At 64.8% G+C, this 18,615-nt stretch carries 15 protein-coding genes and 1 other RNA gene; 8 read left to right on the forward strand and 8 right to left on the reverse strand.

Features of this window, described 5'->3' with window-relative positions:
- Positions 1 to 79 precede the first annotated feature (79 nt).
- Both GNK13_RS08335 and GNK13_RS08340 read right to left on the reverse strand, forming a co-directional pair.
- Positions 80 to 631 (reverse strand): hypothetical protein, encoded by a 552-nt coding sequence (locus GNK13_RS08335; protein ID WP_164102052.1) that lies wholly within the window; start codon positions 629 to 631, stop codon positions 80 to 82.
- A 273-nt stretch (positions 632 to 904) separates the two neighbouring features.
- On the reverse strand, positions 905 to 2,554 hold the full coding sequence (locus GNK13_RS08340; protein ID WP_164102053.1) for a hypothetical protein: 1,650 nt from the start codon (positions 2,552 to 2,554) through the stop codon (positions 905 to 907).
- Positions 2,555 to 2,938: 384 nt separating this feature from the next.
- On the opposite strand from GNK13_RS08340, the gene GNK13_RS08345 reads away from it, so the two are divergent.
- Entirely contained in the window at positions 2,939 to 3,475 is a 537-nt protein-coding gene (locus GNK13_RS08345; protein WP_164102054.1) for a Uma2 family endonuclease, read from the forward strand.
- A 176-nt stretch (positions 3,476 to 3,651) separates the two neighbouring features.
- On the opposite strand, the gene GNK13_RS08350 is transcribed toward GNK13_RS08345, so the two are convergent.
- Both GNK13_RS08350 and GNK13_RS08355 read right to left on the reverse strand, forming a co-directional pair.
- On the reverse strand, positions 3,652 to 4,509 hold the full coding sequence (locus tag GNK13_RS08350) for a ParA family protein (protein ID WP_164102055.1): 858 nt from the start codon (positions 4,507 to 4,509) through the stop codon (positions 3,652 to 3,654).
- Between the two features lie 276 nt (positions 4,510 to 4,785).
- Positions 4,786 to 4,947, reverse strand: coding sequence for a hypothetical protein (locus GNK13_RS08355; protein ID WP_164102056.1), 162 nt, complete (start codon positions 4,945 to 4,947; stop codon positions 4,786 to 4,788).
- A 473-nt stretch (positions 4,948 to 5,420) separates the two neighbouring features.
- Between GNK13_RS08355 and GNK13_RS08360 the strand changes: the two genes are divergently transcribed.
- A complete protein-coding gene (locus tag GNK13_RS08360; protein ID WP_164102057.1) occupies positions 5,421 to 6,455 on the forward strand; it encodes a ferrochelatase in 1,035 nt (344 codons plus the stop codon).
- 122 nt (positions 6,456 to 6,577) lie between these two features.
- Here GNK13_RS08360 and GNK13_RS08365 read toward each other — a convergent pair whose 3' ends face one another.
- Together GNK13_RS08365 and GNK13_RS08370 are read right to left on the reverse strand one after the other, a co-directional pair.
- Entirely contained in the window at positions 6,578 to 7,810 is a 1,233-nt protein-coding gene (locus GNK13_RS08365; RefSeq protein WP_235934965.1) for a tetratricopeptide repeat protein, read from the reverse strand.
- Positions 7,811 to 7,890: 80 nt separating this feature from the next.
- Positions 7,891 to 9,366, reverse strand: coding sequence for a DUF1501 domain-containing protein (locus GNK13_RS08370; RefSeq protein WP_164102059.1), 1,476 nt, complete (start codon positions 9,364 to 9,366; stop codon positions 7,891 to 7,893).
- A gap of 320 nt (positions 9,367 to 9,686) precedes the next feature.
- Between GNK13_RS08370 and rnpB the strand changes: the two genes are divergently transcribed.
- An RNA gene (rnpB, locus tag GNK13_RS08375) (RNase P RNA component class A) lies at positions 9,687 to 10,114 on the forward strand.
- A 157-nt stretch (positions 10,115 to 10,271) separates the two neighbouring features.
- On the opposite strand, the gene GNK13_RS08380 is transcribed toward rnpB, so the two are convergent.
- Positions 10,272 to 10,727 carry a hypothetical protein gene (locus GNK13_RS08380; RefSeq protein WP_164102060.1) on the reverse strand — a complete coding sequence of 152 codons (456 nt, stop codon included), beginning with the start codon at positions 10,725 to 10,727 and terminating at the stop codon, positions 10,272 to 10,274.
- Between the two features lie 319 nt (positions 10,728 to 11,046).
- On the opposite strand from GNK13_RS08380, the gene GNK13_RS08385 reads away from it, so the two are divergent.
- The 3 genes from GNK13_RS08385 (at position 11,047) to GNK13_RS08395 (ending at position 14,611) form a co-directional block, all read left to right on the forward strand.
- Positions 11,047 to 11,571 (forward strand): hypothetical protein, encoded by a 525-nt coding sequence (locus GNK13_RS08385; protein ID WP_164102061.1) that lies wholly within the window; start codon positions 11,047 to 11,049, stop codon positions 11,569 to 11,571.
- A 195-nt stretch (positions 11,572 to 11,766) separates the two neighbouring features.
- Positions 11,767 to 13,659 carry a DEAD/DEAH box helicase gene (locus GNK13_RS08390; RefSeq protein ID WP_164102062.1) on the forward strand — a complete coding sequence of 631 codons (1,893 nt, stop codon included), beginning with the start codon at positions 11,767 to 11,769 and terminating at the stop codon, positions 13,657 to 13,659.
- Between the two features lie 67 nt (positions 13,660 to 13,726).
- Positions 13,727 to 14,611, forward strand: a complete 885-nt coding sequence (locus GNK13_RS08395; RefSeq protein WP_164102063.1) for a hypothetical protein — start codon at positions 13,727 to 13,729, stop codon at positions 14,609 to 14,611.
- Here the strand turns inward: GNK13_RS08395 and GNK13_RS08400 are convergent.
- On the reverse strand, positions 14,601 to 16,169 hold the full coding sequence (locus tag GNK13_RS08400) for a hypothetical protein (protein ID WP_164102064.1): 1,569 nt from the start codon (positions 16,167 to 16,169) through the stop codon (positions 14,601 to 14,603). The two genes, GNK13_RS08395 and GNK13_RS08400, sit on opposite strands and share 11 nt — an antisense overlap.
- Before the next feature lie 332 nt (positions 16,170 to 16,501).
- On the opposite strand from GNK13_RS08400, the gene GNK13_RS08405 reads away from it, so the two are divergent.
- A complete protein-coding gene (locus tag GNK13_RS08405; RefSeq protein WP_203545349.1) occupies positions 16,502 to 17,233 on the forward strand; it encodes a methyltransferase domain-containing protein in 732 nt (243 codons plus the stop codon).
- On the forward strand, positions 17,230 to 18,582 hold the full coding sequence (locus GNK13_RS08410; protein ID WP_164102066.1) for an NAD(P)/FAD-dependent oxidoreductase: 1,353 nt from the start codon (positions 17,230 to 17,232) through the stop codon (positions 18,580 to 18,582). Before GNK13_RS08405 ends, GNK13_RS08410 begins: the two co-directional genes overlap by 4 nt.
- Positions 18,583 to 18,615: the final 33 nt, after the last annotated feature.

Consider the following 18,615-nt stretch of genomic DNA (forward strand, 5'->3'; position numbering starts at 1 on the left):
ACGGCGTTCTCGGGAACCGGGGGCTAGCGCCCGGCGGCTGATGAATCGTTCGGGCTCGCCCGAGGCTGGCGTCTGCAGCTCAGGATGTCAGCAGCCGTCGGTCGTGGGGATCCTCCCCGTCACGCTCTTCCCAGGCCCGGCGGACCTCTCGCAATCCGTACGCGCACAGATCGAACTGATCGCTCAGCCGCTCGAGGAGCTCGCTCGACGGCCGCCCTTCGCCCCCTTCGATCTCGGCGGCGATCCGGTACGACTGCTTGCCCTGCCGACAATAATCCAAAACCGCGTCGACCGAGTTCCGGTTGTGCGGACTCCGCAAACTTTCCGGATAGACGCCGCTCCAAAAGAGCGTGAAGTCGCCGATGTGGCGGTGGACTTCGCGACGGGCCAGGCCGATCCGCTGCTGCCCTTCGAGCAACATCTGATAGACCTCGGTCGCCGGCTGGCCGGTGCTCCGGCGGACCCGGTGGATCCCATCCATGCGGACGAAGCGGAGCAGCATATCGCTGATGTAATCGACCAATTGGATGTCAGCCACGCCGAGCCGGCCGAAAAAGATGGACTCCGAAATTCCCGCGAGGAACCGGTCGAGCGCCGAGCGTTTCGGCTGGGCTGGAGAGTCTTCAGGCATTGCGAGCCTCCGTCGGCAGAAGCCATTCGAGAGGAGAAACAGAAGCGCCTGAAATCCACGATTAGTTGCCCAGCCGAGCCGGGTCAAGCCGAGCCGAGCCGGGTCAAGCCGAGCCGGGGCCGAGCCTCCCCAGAGCTCTGGCAGCGTGGGCGAATACGAAAAGCCCCGGCCGAGGGGCGAAGTCGGCGACTTCACTCCCCCGGTCGGGGCTCACGCTTCTCGGTCGCGACAAGCTACAGCAAGCGTCACAGCCGAGTCATCGAGCGGGATCGGTTACCAGTTGTACTGGACGCCGAGGTATCCGCCGTGGATCAGCAGGCTGTCGTTGGCCGAAACCAAGACGCCGTCTTCGAGCCCCTCCGGATCAGCGGTGATGGCGGTCACTGAGGTGGCGACGTTGGTCGCCCCGATCAGCCGATAGCCGCCGGTCACGCTCCAGCAATCGGTCAGCCGCACGCCGATCCCCAGGTCGAGTTCGCCGAGCGTCGCCAGAACCGTGTCGTCGTCGCCGACGCGGAAGTTGTCGGCGGGCATGCTGGTATCAATCCAGCCGTAGTCGTAGTCGACGTGGTTGCCGTAGATCCCGAACTTGCCGCCGGCATACAGATTCACTCGCCGGCTGATGCAGTAGTCGGCGCGGCTGCCGAGCTGGTAACCGAGCAGATCGTTCTGCGTTTCCACGTCGTAGAAGTAGTCGTCGTCGCCCGCGTCGTAGCCGTTGGCCGCCATGCTCGCCGCCAACTGCATCGAGTCGCGGAACTGCAGCCACCGCAAACCGTGCGAGAACTGCCACTGGAAGCGGTTGTCGCAGGCCGGAATCATCGGGCGGCACATCCCGCCGCATCCGGCGACACCACAGCTGCCACAGTCGCCGACGATCCCGCCTCGCGAGGCTCCGCCGATCCCGAAGCTGATGAAGTTGAACTCCAGGCCGTGGATGTCGATGTCCCGGCGAACTCGGTAGGCGGCCGCGTTGTCGAGCGGCATGTGGATCGCCTCGACCGGCATCATCGGGTTGATGATCCGCTCTTCCTCGTCCGGGTTGAAGTGGAAGTAGCTCGCCGTGGCGGCGTACTTTCCACAGCCAAAGTAGCGGCCGATGAAGGTTTCGAAGCCGACGTCGCTGCTCGGCGACACGTCGTCCGCGTCGAGCAGCGTCACCGGAGGCATGCCGTCTTCAATCACCAGCGGCAGACTGCCTTCGTCCTGGAAATCGAGGAACAGCAAGCTGCCGCCGGCAAACCAGCTCTTGATCGGTCCGGCCACGTCGAGCGCGTCGCCGTGATGCCCCCCGAGCCCGTGCCCCCCGAAGCCGTGTCCCCCGAGCCCATGTCTCCCGAAGCCGTGCCCGCCGAGCCCGTGCCCGCCGCGATGGAACAGACCCCCCCCGTGGAGCGAGTCACCGGCATGCAGGTGGCCATTGGCATGCAGGGGGCCGGAACCGACCCAGGGAGCCGCTGCCGCTTCGTGATAGACTTCGCCCACCGCCGAGGAGTGGCCGTGGTTGGGATAGGGCTGGACCGGAGCCGGCGGATACGTTCCTTCGGCGGGCGTGGGAACGCCGCGGAGGGTGCCCGGGGTTGCGTGTTGGGTGCCCGAGCCGACCGGAGCCGGCAGAGCCTCGGGCGGGGCTCCCGCTTGGGCACCCGCAGAGGTCAACCGGTACGGGGCGCTCTGCGGAGCGGGCAGGCGGTAGGGATCGCGGCTCGGGGCCGGAACTTGGGCCCCCTGCGGCTGGATGGATTGCGACTGGGCGGCCGCTCGCAAGCTTGGGTGCACCGCTGCAGCGCTGGCCGCATAGGCGGGTGGATCTGCCGGGCGGTAGGTAGGCTGGGGAGCATACCCGCCGTATTGCGCCTGGGCGACGCCGCAGGTGCAAAATCCGAGCGACAGGGCGACGCTGCGGAGGATATTGGTTCTCACTGCTCAACTCCTTTTCTGATTTGTGCGTCGCTTCCTTCGACGGTATTCCGTTACAGCAACAGACCGTAGAGAGTGACGACGTGGGAACCTGAGGGCGGGCTTCCATTCCCAAGAGGTTCGAATCCGTTCGCTACGAGCCAGTCCAGGCTCGCATGCCTTCTTCTGCGATTGGGAATCGACCGCCGGAGCGAACGAGCAGCGTGAGAAACCGCTGTACGAAGAAATTTTTGCTCAAGGCGGGGGCTACAGCCCACACGCCGAGCGGAACCGGCGGCATCGCGTCGGACCCCGCAGTCGGAACAGTTTCCGCTGGTCGCTATAATCCGAGACGGTCACGCCCCATACTGACCCGAATGTCCCCTCTTCCGCATGTAGCGCACCGCGATGTCCTCGGCACCCCGTTACGTTCCGCACTACACGGTGGAGGACTACCTGCAGTGGCAGGGAGATTGGGAGCTGATCGACGGAGTGGCGATCGCCATGACGCCCTCTCCCTTCGGTCGACACGAGCGGATCGTGGCCAACCTGGTGTATGAGTTGATGGCCTGCGTGGAGCGGGAGGGATGCGACTGCCGAGCCTATGCGGGCCTTGATTGGATCGTCAGCTCCGATACGGTCGTCCGCCCCGACGTGATGCTCGTCTGCGGACCTCAGCCAGAGCGGCACTTGGAGAAGCCGCCGGAGCTGGTCGTGGAAGTGCTTTCGCCGTCGACTCAGTTGCGGGATCAAGTGACCAAGCGGCAGCTCTATCACCAGCACGGCGTCGAGTTCTACATGCTGGTCGACCCCGAGACGAACTCGATCGAGCTCTTGCAGCAGGGCGAAGCGGCGTATGAGCCGCTCGACTCGGCCGAGCGGCTCGAGTGCCGCTTAGCGTCGGGCTGCCGGATCACCCTCGCCAAGGACCGAGTCCTGCGATAGACGCTGGTCGCCTTTCGCGACTCCCTCCCTTGAGCCGTAGGCGCTAGCCTCGGGCCCAGTCCGGTCCGCGTCATGGGCAAGCGATGCATCGCGGGGGCGATTACTCGCGGGCGCGATCCATTCGGCAGCGCGACGGAACCCGCGGCTAGCGCCGTCGGCTCAAAAGTAATCGACTCTCAGGCGGCCATCCGCTGCGGTGCGGCGGGCAGCGACGCTTCGCCGCTCGACTCGCCCGGAGCTTCGTGCCCCAGTTCCTGATGCAGCACCTCTTCGGCCAGCGCGCGGTAGTCGTCCGCACCGTTGCTCTGCGGAGCGTATTCGAAGATCGATTGACCGAAGCTCGGAGCCTCGGCCAGTCGCACGTTGCGGCGGATTCGCGTCTCGAAAAATTTGGCCCCGTTCATGACCCCTTCGAGGGTCTGGTTGGAGCGGAAGAAATCGTCGACGTCGCTGCTGACTTCGGCCGCCAAGCGGGTCGTCGAGTCGTACATGCAGAGCATCGTGCCAGAGATCCGCAGCCGGTTGTTCATCCGTCGCGAAACGATCTCGACCGTTCGCAGCAGCTTGCTGAGTCCATGCAGGGCGAGGAAATGAGGCTGCAGCGGCAGGAAGACTTCCTCGACCGCGACGAGCGCATTGACCGTCAAAACGCCGAGCGACGGAGGGCAATCGAGAATCAGATAATCGTAGTCGTTGCCATCGACGGCCAACTTGTCGCGGAGAATCATCTCGCGGCCGACTTCACCGGCCAACTCCATCTCGGCCGCTGCCAGATCGAGGTTTGAGGGGACGATCGCCAAATTCTCGCTGTGTTGCTGCCGCGCATCGGCAATCGAAGCCCGCCCGCAGAGCACCTCGTACATGCTCCGCTCGTCGATCACCGACAACCCGAGGTGCAGCGAGGCATGGGCTTGCGGGTCGAGGTCGATCAAACAAACCTTCCGCCCCGCTTCGGCCAAGGCCGCCGAGAGATTGACTGCCGAGGTCGTCTTTCCGACGCCACCCTTCTGGTTGATAACCGCGATCGACCGCATCAGATTTTCGCCCGTTGGCTGGTACCAGATTGAGCCCCGCCCATCGGGACTTGCCTTCGGCCCGAGAAGTACCAAAACCGCCAGGGGCGAATCCAGATCGATCATTGTTCGCCTGCCAACCCGTGGCGAGCGGTGACCATCCACCGTACTCGTACTCGTACTCGTACTCAGCGAAGCGGTACTCGTACTCGAATCCTGCTCGCTGCTCTCGCAATCTGAGATTTCAAATTCCGGAGACCGGAGACCGGAGACCGGAGACCGGAGACCGGAGACCGGCTATGCGGCGTCGCAGCGGCGGAGTTGCTGGTAGGCGAGCAACACATCGTACAGATCGGGAGTGACCTGAATGCTCTCGCGCTCAAAATCCTTCAGCCACGTCCGATCGGTCTGAAACGCGTCGACGAGCAACGGAACCAGATCGCGGATCGCGACCGGCATCGTCGGTTGTTCCGGGCGCGGTTGCGGATCGCTGCTCTGTGGATCCGTCTGGCTGGTCGCAGGCGAGCTAGAGACGCCCTGGGGGGTGGACGGAGCGCCTTGAGGCGAACGGTTTTCAGCAGAGGGTGAAAACAATTTCAACTTCGGCGCATCCATACAGTGGGTTCCTCGAATGGCGACGCGGCGTGAATAGTTCACAAGCAGGGGCGGTGCCAAGTCGGATCTGGCGAGTTGTCCGGAGAACTTCCCCCTGCGTATCGGTAACCATCGGGCGGCTGCCCGCCGGAGGTGAAGCCAATCTTGAAGCTTTCTTGAAAATTCCGGTCGTAACGCTTCTGCCGATCGTCGGGGCTGGCGGTGGAGCCCCGCGCCGCAGCCTCGCGGGTGATTGACCGGCTGCCCTTGCGGGCGATTGTGGTGGATAATACTTCGCCTGACGAACCGACTTCACTCCCACGCCGATCCGAAACGCCGTGTCCGACGCCACCGCCCCCTACGATTCGTTCCTGCTCGTCTCCTTTGGCGGACCCGAAGGCCCGGACGAGGTGATCCCCTTTTTGGAGAACGTTCTGCGGGGCAAGAACGTGCCCCGCGAGCGGATGATGGAGGTCGCCGAGCACTACCAGAGCTTTGGCGGGGTCAGCCCGATCAATCAGCAGAACCGAGAGTTGATCGAGGCGATCCGCGGCGAGTTCGACCGCAGCGGAATCGAATTGCCGATCTACTGGGGCAACCGGAATTGGCATCCGACGTTGCCCGAGACGCTGCGGCAGATGCGCGACGATGGCCGACGTCGTGCACTCGCCTTTTTCACCAACATGTTCAGCAGCTACAGCGGCTGCCGGCAGTACCGCGAGAACATTGCCGCCGCTCAGGAGGAAGTTGGGGAGGGGGCTCCGGTCGTCGAGAAGGTTCGCTTCGGGTTCAACCACCCCGGGTTCATCGAAGCGAGCCGAGAGCGGGTGCGGACCGCGCTGGCCGAGCTCGAAGGCGTCTCCCCCGAGCAGGTCACGATTCTGTTCACCGCCCACAGCATTCCGATGGCGATGGCCGCCAACTGTGACTACGAAATGCAGCTTCGCGAGAGCTGCCGGTTGGTCGCCGATGGCGTCGAGGCTGGACCCTGGCGGTTGGTTTTCCAAAGCCGCAGCGGACCGCCGCAGCAACCCTGGCTCGAACCCGACGTGTGCGATGCGATTCGCCAGGGGCACGCCGAAGGCCAGCTCAAGGCGCTCGTGATCGTGCCGATTGGCTTCGTCAGCGACCACATGGAAGTGCTGTACGATCTCGATGAGGAAGCCGCGACGCTCTGCCGCGAGCTCGGCCTGCCGATGCGGCGAGCCGGCGCGGTGGGGACGCATCCCGAGTTCGTGCGGATGATCGGCAGCCTGGTCCTCGAGCGGCTGGACCCGACCGGCCAGCGGCCGGCGCTCGGAGAACTCCCCGCGTGGCACGATGTCTGCCCGACCAACTGCTGCCTGTACACACCCCAGCGACCGAGTCGCTGATCCGCCGCCGGGCGATAGGCCGGATTATTCATCAGCCGCCGGGCGCTAGCCCCCGGTTTCTAAAAAACGCCGTGACAACCGGACGCTAGCGCGTGGCGGCTGATTCGGACCTTGCCCCCCCCTCAGCCCAGTCGCTCTCTCGCTTCGTCGGCCCAGGGGCTGTCGGGACTCAGTTTGAGGAACTGCTGCCAGTGCTGCTCGGCTTCCTCGCTGCGGCCGAGTTCATCGAGCGTGCGAGCCAGGTTGTAGTGCACGTCGGGGTACTCGTCGTGCAATCGCAAAGCGCCTTCGAAAGCGGCGACAGCCAGCTCCGGATGTCCGGTCTCGGCCAACACACTCCCCAAGCTGGCGCGGGCTTCGACAAAGGTTTCATCGAGCTCGATCGCCATGTAGTAGCGCTCGCGGGCCGCATCGATTTGGCCGATGCGGTAGAGCAGCTCGGCCAACTGGAAGCAGATGTCGGCCCGAGCTCCATCGCGGCCGAGAATCGCGTGGTAGCAGTCGACGGCGATCTCCAGTTCGCCCTGGTCTTCGGCGGCATAGGCGTGCTGGAGGAGCGGATCCTCGTCGGGCTGTGGTTCTTGCTCGATCGGAAACGCGGTGCTCACGCGCGATTCGATCGACACGACGGGCGGCGGCGGTTCGTGGGAGAGCCCCAGCGGCGATTCGTTGAGCGCGTCAAAATCGATCCGCAGTTGTCCTCCCGGTTCGATCAGCCCCTCTCCCTGGCGGAGCAGAATCTGCTTGCCCTCGATCAGCACCGAGAGCTGGGCGAGCGGCCGCTCGACATCGGGAAGGACCGCCGACAGCTCATCCAGCCGTCGCTCGATCGCTTCGGGGCTGGCACCGGCGGCGACCAACTCGGCCAGCCGCCGCGCGGTCGCCACTTCGGTAAAGTCGAAGTAGGGAAGTTTGTGCACGGTCCGGGCGGGGACGATCAACCCGCGGCGATGCCACCGGCGAATCACCCCAACCGGCACACCCAGCAGATGCGCGAGCATGGCCGGCGTGTGCAGCCGCCGAATCGCCTGCTCCGCTTCGACCATCCCCAGGCGTTGCCAGAAGTCGGTTTCGTGGATCACCTCCAACTCGCCGCGGGCGGCTTGGCTCCGCCACCGCTCGCCGAGCAATTCGGCTTCGGCCAGCGGTGACTCCTCCGCGCCGATCACGACCAGATCGACGTCGCTGTCGTGCGATTCGACGGCGACCGCACCCTGCTGGCGGACCAGCACCATCGCTTCGCGACGCGAGACGCCGCCGAGCTTGCCCACGAACGCCACCCGCTTGCCGCTCAGCAGTTCGAGAGGCGAGTCCGCATCGCCGCTCTCGGTTTCCAACTCGTCTAAATCAGTCACGTCGTCCTGCACAGCGACTCGTACCGGTTCGAAGGATCTGGGAACGCAAAGGAAGGGAGAGGGAAGAGAGCGCCGTGCGGCTAGGCGAGCAGATCGTGGACGACTCGCCCGTGGACGTCGGTCAAGCGGAAGTCGCGCCCCTGGAAGCGGTAGGTCAGCTGCGTGTGGTCGAAGCCGAGCAGGTGCAGTAGCGTCGCGTGGAGATCGTGCACGTGGACCTCGTTCTCCACCACGTTGAACCCCAGTTCGTCGGTCGCACCGTAGCTGATCCCCGGACGGATCCCGCCGCCGGCCATCCACATCGTGAAGGCGTTAGGATGGTGATCGCGGCCATCGTTGCCTCCTTGGACCATCGGCGTCCGCCCGAATTCACCTCCCCAGATCACCAGCGTGTCTTCGAGCAGCCCCCGCCGCTCGAGGTCCGTCACGAGGGCTGCGCAGGCTTGGTCGGTGTTCTCGCAGTTGCGCTTGATCGCCTTGGTCAAATTTCCGTGCTGGTCCCACGCTTCGTGGAACAGCTGGACGAACCGCACGCCGTTTTCGACCAGTCGTCGGGCCAGCAAGCAGTTGTTCGCGAACGAGGCCTCTCCCGGTTTCGCGCCGTACATCGCCAGCGTCTCGGCCGTTTCGCCGCTCAGCTCCATCAGCTCCGGCGCCGCCTCCTGCATCTGATACGCCATCTCCAGGTTGCTGATCCGTGTGGCGATTTCCGGATCGCCGGTGAGCTCCAGTTGTCGTCGGTTGAGGGCGTTGATCGCGTCCAATGAATCGCGCTGGGCGGCACGATCGATCCCCGCCGGGTTCGAGAGATACATCACCGGATCGCCGCTGCTGCGGAACGGTGTGCCGGCATAGACAGTCGGCAGAAACCCGCTTCCCCAGTTGCTATTGCCTCCCGAAGGACCCTTGTCGCCCGACTGCAGCACGACGAATGCGGGGAGCTGTTCGGTTTCACACCCCAGCCCGTAAGTCGTCCAGGCACCGAAGCTCGGGCGGCCGAAAATCTGCGACCCCGTGTTCATGAAGATCTGCGCCGGCGCGTGGTTGAACGCATCGGTCCGCATCGACCGCACGATCGCCAGTTGATCGACAACCCGCGCGGTATGCGGCAACAACTCGCTCAGCTCCGCACCGCACTGGCCGTGCCGCGCAAACTTGTATTTGGGGCCGAGCAGCGTGTTCGAGGGATCGATGAACGCCGCCCGATAACCCTTGAGAAGCGACTCCGGCGGCGCTTGGCCATCGAGCTCGGCCAACTTCGGTTTGTAGTCGAACATCTCCAGATGGCTCGGTGCTCCAGCCATGAACAGGAAGATGACTCGCTTGGCTTTGGGTTCGTGATGCGGCTGCTTGGGAGCCAGCGGACCCTGCCGCCGCCGTTCCTGAGACGCGTCCCCGATCGCCGCTGCGGCGGCGCGGGCCGAGGACGGATTGCCCAGCAACTGCGCGAGCGCGATGCTCCCGAGCCCGACACCGCACTGCTCAAAGAACCAGCGGCGACGGAGCGTCTGCGAACGGCGAAGGGCGTCGGCGTGATGCGGCGGTCGGTGAGGCATGAGCAGTTTGAATCAGCGTAAGAGGCATCAAACGCGAGGAGTATTTCGTAGTGGTAGTCGTACTCGTACTCAGCGAAGCGGTACTCGTACTCGTACTCGAATCGTGCGGACCCGCAAAACGCCTCGCGTCCGCTGAAGCGAGTACGAGTACGAGTACGAGTACGAGTACGAGTGAAAGGGGCTTTTTATTATCGCCAAATCGGCCGGCCTCGGCCACCGCTACCGAATCCGATACAATTGTGCAGACTCGCTCGGGGCGAGGGGGTAGGGCAATCGCTCGGCTCGCGGCGCCGCGGCGCAGCTCTGACGGACAGCGTGTCCGTTCGGGGCGGCGCGTCGCTTGGCGCCAGCGGGACGGGAGGAAAGTCCGGGCACCACAGGACAGGGTGGTCGGTAACGCCGACCAGCCGCGAGGCTAGGGAAAGTGCAACAGAGAGCAGACCGCCGAACGGTCTCGAAGCCCGGTTTCCGCTCGCCGGGAACCGATCGCTTCTCGAGATGCGTGGTAAGGGTGAAACGGTGCGGTAAGAGCGCACCAGCGGTCGGGGTGACTCGATCGGCTCGGTAAACCCCACCCGGTGCAAGACCAAACAGGGAGGATGAGGCGGTCCGTCTCGCTCGACTCCCGGGTAGGTCGCACGAGGCAGCGGGCAATCGCTGCCCTAGATAAATGATTGCCGCTTGCGGCAGTGAATCCATTTTCGCTGCCGCGGGTTACAGAACCCGGCTTACCAGCCCCGCTCGCCCCGAGCGAGTTTTCGGCAACACCCCAACGTTCACTGCGTCAATTCTCACATAATCAGCCGCCACGCGCTAGCGTCCGGTTTCCAAAAACGCTGTAAAAACCGGACGCTAGCGCGTGGCGGCTGATGATTAATCCAGGCTAGCGGCCGGCGGCTGATGGCTCAGTGATTCGCGGGAACGCCGCTGCCGAGCTGGGCGAGGACTTGCAGGACCCCGTTGAGGTGGGCCATCCGCGGCCCAAACCGGTCGACGAACTCGTTGAGCATGAACTCGCCGTCGAGCAGGCACTCTTCGTTGTCGGTGATCTCGTCGGTCATCGTCTCGAGAAACTGCGTTTGCACGCGGCTGAGCGTCTCGGCCGCTCGCCGGCACGAACGCGCGAGCCTCGGATTAGCGTCTTTCCACTGCTGCAATTCACTCATCCGCTGCTTCTGCAGCGCGGCGGTGCTCTCCGCCAAACTTTCCAGCAACTGATTTTGGCGTTCTTGACCGGCAACCAGCTCGCGAAGCAAAGCGATGACGGTGGCGTTGCTCGCCGCCGCAGAATCCGAAGTGGCCGAGTCGGCCGAGACGTCGATACGAAAAACCGGTGAGACTTGGCCGGGGTCATTCGACATAGCGGGCTACTCAGAGCGAAGGAACGAATGAGAGATGAGCGACTGATTCGTCCGAGTATAACCACCGCAAATTTTGGATGTCGAGCGCTTAATCTGGACTTCCCTTCTTGCCCGTTTCGCCCAACCGTCACGGTCCCCGCAGCGTCAAGATCGCTCCCGCCGGGCGCTCCTCCGGGGCGGTGCCAACGGCCGCCCGGAGGACAACCGGCAGGACCGCTAAAGTCGACCGTCTCCACGGACCGAAACTGACCGGGTTGACCGATCCCCGGTCAGATTTCCCCCCCAAGCGGTACCTCGACCGACAAGGCACCGGAGACGCATGGCGCAGACGTCCCAATCGGAATTATCGATCGGCTTCTACACCGTCGAGCAATCGGACACGCTCGGGTGGACCGGGGGATATTTGGTGCTGAACCACGGGGGCCGCCCGCTGGAGTTTCACTGCACGTTGCCGGTCCGGCCGACGCGGGCGCACGAGATCCTCTACGGCTCCACCCTGCGGGCGCACCTGATTGGCGAGCGGATCGGCGGAATTTTGATCAAGCAGGCGCGGGTGCAGCCGCTGTTGATCTGCAGCGACCAGCCCGAGGCGCTCCGGCTGGCCGATCACCTCGACACCCCGGTCGCCCTGGTCGGCGACCCAGCCGGCCGGCTCGAGACGCACGTGCCGACGATCGCAGCCGAGCACCCCAAACATGCGCTGCGGATCGAGGCGCGGTTCGCCACCCGCGTCCGCCAATCGCTCGAGCAGATGGCGGACCTGCCCGACTTCGACGAGCCCTTCACGCGGATTCGCGAAGCCATCCGCGAAGCCCAGCAAGGAGCCACGGCACGAGCCGCCTAGCCGGACGGCGCCACTTCGGATTGGTTCGGAGCAAGACGGCTCGCGGAAAAATCGTTTAACGGCAAGCCGAAGGCGACTGCTTTTTAAAACACAGTCGCCTTCGGCTTGCCGTTAAACGACTAGGTAGCCAACTGCTGGTCAATGCTGACGTTATCTATTCCCTCCACCAGCCCCTCCTCCAGGCGAGCCCCGGCGATGGACTTCCTCCGCACCGCGACGCACTTCACCCGCCGCCCCAAGCCGATCGCGGCGACCGACGGCGACTCCGTCCCCGGCGTCCAAGTTGCGGAACGGGCTGCCAGCGAACCATCGCTCGCCGGCGAAGCCAGCCCGCCGCTGGAGATCGTGGCGGGGCCTTCTTGGTTCGCCGGCGAGGATCGGGCGCTGCGGGTCGACGTCGAGACGCTCGAGGTCGCACTCCCCGAATTCCGGGCGATTCCGGTGCGGCTCCGCGACATCCCCGTCAAAACGACCGGCTTTCAGTTTCCCGAGTCGCCGGCATGGGGGCTGCGAAAGAAAAAGGATGACAACGAACGGTCGGACGGAGAACACGCTCGCACTGGAGAGGCAACCGCCGAGTGCGACCCGGCGCGGGCCGCGGAGCAGGCCGCCGCACGGCAAGCGGTTCGCAAGAAACTGACGCGGCTGCGGCCGCCACGCGACATCGTCAAACTGCAGGACCGTTTGTACTACTTGCTCCAGCCGCCGCTGGAACAGTTGGTCGGCAGCGGCGAACTGACCTTTCCCTTCGAGCCGTTCCCGTATCAGTTCGATGGGATTGCCTTTCTCTTTCCCCGCTACGCCGCGGTCCTGGCCGACGAGATGGGGTTGGGCAAGACGATGCAGGCGATCAGCACGATGCGGATGCTGCTGTTCAGCGGCGAAGTCAGCAGCATTCTGTTGGTCTGCCCCAAACCGCTGGTGACCAACTGGCAGCGCGAGCTCCGCGTCTGGGCTCCGGAGGTTCCGGTCGCGATCATCGAAGGGGATGCCAACCGCCGCGAGTGGTTGTGGCGGAATCCAGCCGCCCCGGTGAAGATCGCTAACTACGAACTGTTGATGCGCGACCGGGAACTGATCCTCGAAGGCGGTTTGCACTTCGATTTAGTCGCGCTCGACGAAGCCCAGCGGATTAAGAACCGCAATAGCACGACCAGCGAAATCGCTCGCGCGATTCCCAGAACTCGCTCCTGGGCGCTGACCGGAACTCCGGTCGAAAACAGCCCCGAGGATCTGGTGGGGATCTTTGAGTTTTTGTCGCCAGGTTATCTCACTCCCGATATGAATCTCCGCACGATCGCCCAAGCGGCGGGAGATTATATTTTGCGGCGGACCAAAGATATGGTCCTCGATGATATGCCGCCAAAAATGTATCGCGATGCCGATCTGGATCTCACCCCCGAGCAGTGGGCGACTTATGAGAAAGCGGAGAAAGAGGGTGTCGTCGATCTCCAGGAGATGGAGCAAGAGCTGACGATCCAACACGTCTTTGAACTCGTGCTGCGGTTAAAACAGATCTGCAACTTCGATCCGGTCACCGGCGCCAGCAGCAAACTCGAACGCTTGGTCGCCGACATGGAAGAGATCGCGGCGAGTGGTCACAAAGCAATTGTATTCAGCCAGTGGGTCAACAGTATCGATCAAATGCGGCCGGCGCTCGAACGCTTCAACCCGGTCGAGTATCACGGGCGGATTCCGCACAAGAAACGCGACGGCGTGATCGATCGCTTTAAGAACGATCCGGAGTGCAGCATGATCCTGATGAGCTATGGCGCGGGGAGCGTGGGGCTGAATCTGCAGTTCTGCCAGTATGTCTTTCTGTTCGACCGCTGGTGGAATCCGGCAATCGAAGATCAAGCGATCAACCGTGCCCACCGGATCGGCGCCGCGGGACCAGTGACCGTCACGCGGATGCTGGCGATGAACACGATCGAGCAGCGGATCGCCGATGTGCTGGACATGAAGCGACAGATGTTCGATGCGATTTTCTCCGATGCCGACGGTCCCAAAGCGGCTGGAGGTTTGACCCGTGAGGAGATCTTCAGCCTGTTCAATCTGAAGACCCGCAGCGGTAAGAAGATCGGCTAAGATAGGCGGCTCCGGATGGAGTACTCAGTACTCCGGACTCAGTCGCCCGCACCCTAGGAGCCGCACTTTGACCGCCGCTGTTGAACCATCGCGTCCCGATTTCTTCCGGGCCTTCGCCGTGCTGCGGAAGTTCGCCCTCCTCTGCCTCGCTGCGCTACCGCTCTCGGCTCACGCGGCGGATGAACAGGACGCGGATCCCACCGCCCTGGCGGCGCGGATCCTCGACGCCGAGCGACCTGCGGCGGAACGCCAGGCGATCATCACCGAGCACCCGGAGTTAGCCGATGAGCTGCTCGCTGCGATGCTGGTCGGAATCGAGCCGGGGACACCGCAAGAGTACCAGCGGATTCCCTACCTGTGGCGCGTTGCAGTGGCCGCCGGAGAACGCAACGAGACCGCTCAACTGCGGAAGATTCTGGAACTCTCGTTGCCCCGCGACGGTGCTCCGCTGCACGACTGGCAAGCGGTCGTGATCGGTGGAGGCGTCGTCGGTGGGACCAGCAACGTCGGAGCGTGGCCGCGCGATCGCGTCGCTGAACTCTTGAAGGGGCACGCCGAGTTGATCCGCCGCTGGGAACGCTCGCTGGAGTTGGCCGCAGCGATGGCCGACAATCCGCAAATCCGCAATCCGACGCGCTACGATGCGCTGCGGATGCTCGGCGCGACCGAATGGGACGAGGCTGGTGAGAGCTTGCTCAAGTACCTCGGTGAAGGTGTCGAGCATGAGTTGCAGATGGGAGCGGTCAGCGGATTAGCCGACATGCAGTCGCCGCACGCGATCGAGCCGCTCGTTGAGGCGCTGTCGCATCTCGCTGGGCGGAACCGCGAGCTGGCGATCGCAGGACTGCTGCGAAGCGACGCCCGCAAGGCCGCTCTCCGCGAAGCGATCGAGGCGGGCAAACTCGCCGCCACCGAACTCACTCCCGAACAGCGGCAAAAGCTTAGGCTTTGAGCAGTTCTCTGGCTTGCTCGGCCCCGGGGGCGGGAAAGCCAAACTCGCTGGCCGTGACCCGACCGAGGGCGACCAGATAACTCCAGCGGAAGGCGGGGCGGGCGGTGGCGAATTCTTCGCTGACCGTGCGGAAGTACTTTTCGGCGTGCAGGGCCCCGTCCTCGCTCGTCGCGTACCGCCGCAGCAGGTCGAACACGGGGCGCGGATCGCCTCCCTGCTCGCCGTACCGCTGGATCGCAGCACAGGCCCCCTGCTGGTTGTTCTCGCGGATCGCCTCATCGGTTTTGCGGAGCAGCGAGCCGGTATCGCTGTCGCCGGCTAACTGGTCGAGATGCTCGGCATGGGGCAGGGGCCCGGGCAGCGCGCGGCTGTTTTGGCCGGCGGTATGGAACGCGCCCACGATCAGACTGGCGATGGTGTTGCGGGGGCCGCTGACGCGGGCGATGTGCCGCCAAGCGTTCGCGGCATCCGAGGCGTGCACGCCGGTCGACGCTCCGTGGACGCTGCCGGCCGGCCTTCCCGAGCTCGCTTTTTCCTGTCCTGGATCGTGCAGCACCAACAGGTTGGCCGCTTGCGACATCGCTTGCCCCACCGCTTCGGGATCGACTCCGTCGGCCAGCGCCGCAGCGACCGCGTCGGCCGCTTCGCTGCGGCTCGAAGCAAAGATCGTCTCGGCCATGCTCGTCAGCCAAGCGTCGTCGACTTTGCGACGTTTCGCCGGGAGGCTGGTCAGCTGGTACTGGTCGAGCAACCTCGGCAGCACGCGGCGGATCTCCGGTTCGGCGTAGCCTCGCTGACGCCGTTCCGCTTCATTCTTCAAGCAGTACCGCAGCGATTGCCGCAGTAGCGTGTGAGCTTGCTCTTGCCCGGTCAGGTCGAGCGCTTCCCAGGCCCGCCAGGCGAGCACGACGCGGTGCACGTCGACTTCATCCTGCACGGTGAACTGAAGCTGGTCGTAGGCTTGCTCGGCCGGTCCCTCGTTGACGGCGGCCGCAAACCGGCGTTCGGCCTCCTCGGCTTGGAGCTTGCGGACCAGCTCGCGGAGCTCCTTGCCGTTACCGCCGCTCGATGCGGCCGAGATCGGCTGCAAAACCTCCCGCTCACCGCCGCCAAAATCCTGGATGCGGGCGGAATTGCGATACAACACTTTCAGGATCGGGAGCGGACGCTCGGCTGCCGGGAGTTCAAGAGCCATCTGCAGCGCTGGCGGGAGAGCCATGAAGGTGTGGAAGCCGACGTAATCCTCACCGCCAAAAGTCCGCGCGTTGGCCAGCAAGCCGGCGGCGGTCAGTTGCTGCAAGTCGACCTCCCCTGCGCTGAGCTTGCTGACCAGAATTGGCTGCAAGCGGTCGGGCGGCGTTTCCTGCAACAGCGAGACGAGCGGCTCGAGCGGACCGAACGTGAGCCGCTCGAGGCCCTCTTCGGCCAGCGCCGTCGAGACCCCGAGGTCGCAGGCGAGGGTGGACCCCAGTCCGGCGACCAGCATCCCTTGACCGACTTCTTGCAGAAACGCGCGGCGGTTGTACGCGTCACGCTGACTCTGGCTGGCACGGGTCATGGCGAGAGCTCCTAAGACTGAGGCCCTATCAGGGCAGTGGAAACACGCAGCCCTGCGCGGAAATCAACTCCAAACGCCTTCGAAGAATCGAACGCGCATCGTAACCGATCGTCGCTCGCCCAGTCATTGAAAAAGTCGCGGGCACTCGATTGAGACGACGTCGGCCGGTGCGACGACGGTGATCGACGCGAGACACCACGACTCCCGCTGCCGCCGCGTGCCTGGTTCAATAGGGTGGCCCACTCCCCGAATCCACCGCTCGCCTCGGAGATGTCGCCCGTGCCTCGTGCCTCCTACAGATCAAGACAGACTCTGCTCGGTGGGTGCCGCTGATGCAGCAGCGGCGCATCGAACCGGAGGCAATGGATGATCCCGAACTGGGAGCGGAGGAGCATGTCGCGGCGCTTCGCGGGCTGGCGCGGCTGAACTGGTTCAGCGGCGTCTCCCGACAGATGTATCGTCGGCTTCGCCAAATCGCCCTCGCCTCGCCGCGGCCGCTCCGCGTGCTGGACATCGCCACCGGCTCGGGAGACCTGCCGATCGACTGGCTGTTGCGAAGCCGACTCGAAGGAATTCCGCTGGAGGTGACCGGCGTCGACGTCAGCTCTCAAGCGATCGCCACGGCACGAGCGCGGGCCGCGGTCGCCGGCTGCAGCTCGAGCGGCGAGGGGTGGACGGCGGACTGGTGGGTTGCCAACGCGCTGGAGGATTGCCTGCCGGACGATTTCGACGTCGTCACCTGCTCGTTGTTCCTGCACCATTTGGAGGACGAGGATATCGTGCGGCTGCTCCGCGCGATGCGAGACGCGACCGAGGCAGGCGGACTCGTGCGGCGGCTGTTGATTTGCGATTTGGTCCGCTCGCGGTGGAATTTGGCGGCCGTCTCGGTGGCTTCGCGGTTGCTCAGCCGTTCCCCGATCGTGCACGGCGATGCAGCATTGAGCGTCCGGGCGGCGCTCACCCGCGGCGAGTTTGCCGAGTTGGCGGAAGTCGCCTTGGGAATGGCAGTCCCGGTCAGCTCCCTTTTTCCTTGTCGCTTCATCTCGGAGATCGACCTCCGTTGAACCACCTTCCCACCACCACCGAGCGAACGACGCTGCTTGAGCCGACTGCCTCGCAAGACGCTCCCTGGGTGGTCGTGATCGGCGGCGGGCCGGCTGGATCGATCGCCGCGCTGCAACTCACGCGGACGCTCTCGGCGCTGGGCGAGCGTCGCGGGGCGGGGGACGAAAGCAGCAGGCGGCCGCGAGTGTTGTTGGTCGATCGCGAAGATTTTCCGCGAGGCAAAGTCTGCGGGTGTTGTCTCAACGGCGCCGCGATCGCCGCCTTGGATGCGGCAGGCTTGAAAAATCTCCCCGAGGAATTGGCGGCGGTGCCGCTGACGCATTGGGAGGGGCAGATCGCTGGCCTTGGCAAACGGCCGCGAGTCGCCCGCGTCCGGCTGCCGAGCGGCTGGGCAGTCTCGCGAGAATCGCTCGATGCAGCCCTCCTGTCGCGGGCTCGCGCCGCGGGAGCTGTCGTCCGCACGGGAGTCGTCGCCCGCGTTCGCACCGCGACCGACGAGGCGGTCGAGGTGGAACTTAAGAGTTCGGCCGGAACCGAAACGGTCTTCGCCGCGGCAGTCGTCGTCGCCTCGGGGTTGAGCGGCGGCGGGCTCGAACCGCTCCTTCCGTGGCGGCAGCCGCCGGCCGGACCCGTGGGACTGGGAACGACGCTGGTCGCTTCCGAAGCGGAATATGTGCCGGGAAAGATCTACATGGCGTGTGATGGCACGGGCTACGCAGGGCTGGTGCGATTGGAGGACGGGCGGCTCGACATCGCCGCGGCTGTTTACGATCCGAGCGGCCCGGGGCGGAGACGCGGGGCGGGCGAGCGGGTGGCGGAAATTTTGCAGGCCGCCGGAATGCCTCCGGTCGCGGGAATCGAAACGGCTGCGTGGCGGGGCACGCCGCGGCTGCATCGCCAGCGCCAGCCGGGCCGCGGTCGCATCGTCGCCGTCGGAGATGCGGCCGGCTACGTCGAGCCGTTTACCGGAGAAGGAATGGCATGGGGAATGCAAACCGGGTTGCTCGCCGCCCGCGTGATCGCCGAAGCGCTCGCCCGTCAATCGCTCGCCCGTCAATCGCTCGCCCGTGAATCGCTCGCCCGTGAATCGCTCTCCCCTGAGCCGGCTCACGCGACCGGTCGCACGCCGACCCCCAGCCGGAAATCACCTCGAGCGGCTGCCGAAATCGGAGTTCGGTACACTTACCAGTACAATCGTCTGCTCTCGCGGCGGCGAACCGCGTGCCGGCTGTTGACCGCCGCGCTGCGGCCTCGCTGGTCGCGGCGGATGCTGTTTCAGTCGCTGGCGGTTGCTCCCTGGTTGGCTGCTCCGGTCGTTCGAATGCTCAATCGCCCTCATTCCCCTTGAACCGCACTCCCCTTGAATCGCATTCCCCGTGAA

Source organism: Candidatus Laterigemmans baculatus (assembly GCF_010367455.1).
In the GTDB taxonomy this organism is placed as follows: Bacteria; Planctomycetota; Planctomycetia; order Pirellulales; family Pirellulaceae; genus Laterigemmans; species Laterigemmans baculatus.

What these genes read in the sequence shown, in the direction of transcription:
- GNK13_RS08345 (WP_164102054.1), top strand. Translation starts at nt 2,939, where the DNA reads ATGTCCTCGGCACCCCGTTACGTTCCGCACTACACGGTGGAGGACTAC.
- GNK13_RS08335 (WP_164102052.1), bottom strand. Translation starts at nt 631, where the DNA reads ATGCCTGAAGACTCTCCAGCCCAGCCGAAACGCTCGGCGCTCGACCGG.
- GNK13_RS08370 (WP_164102059.1), bottom strand. Translation starts at nt 9,366, where the DNA reads ATGCCTCACCGACCGCCGCATCACGCCGACGCCCTTCGCCGTTCGCAG.
- GNK13_RS08390 (WP_164102062.1), top strand. Translation starts at nt 11,767, where the DNA reads ATGGACTTCCTCCGCACCGCGACGCACTTCACCCGCCGCCCCAAGCCG.
- GNK13_RS08380 (WP_164102060.1), bottom strand. Translation starts at nt 10,727, where the DNA reads ATGTCGAATGACCCCGGCCAAGTCTCACCGGTTTTTCGTATCGACGTC.
- GNK13_RS08355 (WP_164102056.1), bottom strand. Translation starts at nt 4,947, where the DNA reads ATGCCGGTCGCGATCCGCGATCTGGTTCCGTTGCTCGTCGACGCGTTT.
- GNK13_RS08385 (WP_164102061.1), top strand. Translation starts at nt 11,047, where the DNA reads ATGGCGCAGACGTCCCAATCGGAATTATCGATCGGCTTCTACACCGTC.
- GNK13_RS08350 (WP_164102055.1), bottom strand. Translation starts at nt 4,509, where the DNA reads ATGCGGTCGATCGCGGTTATCAACCAGAAGGGTGGCGTCGGAAAGACG.
- GNK13_RS08405 (WP_203545349.1), top strand. Translation starts at nt 16,502, where the DNA reads ATGCAGCAGCGGCGCATCGAACCGGAGGCAATGGATGATCCCGAACTG.
- GNK13_RS08400 (WP_164102064.1), bottom strand. Translation starts at nt 16,169, where the DNA reads ATGACCCGTGCCAGCCAGAGTCAGCGTGACGCGTACAACCGCCGCGCG.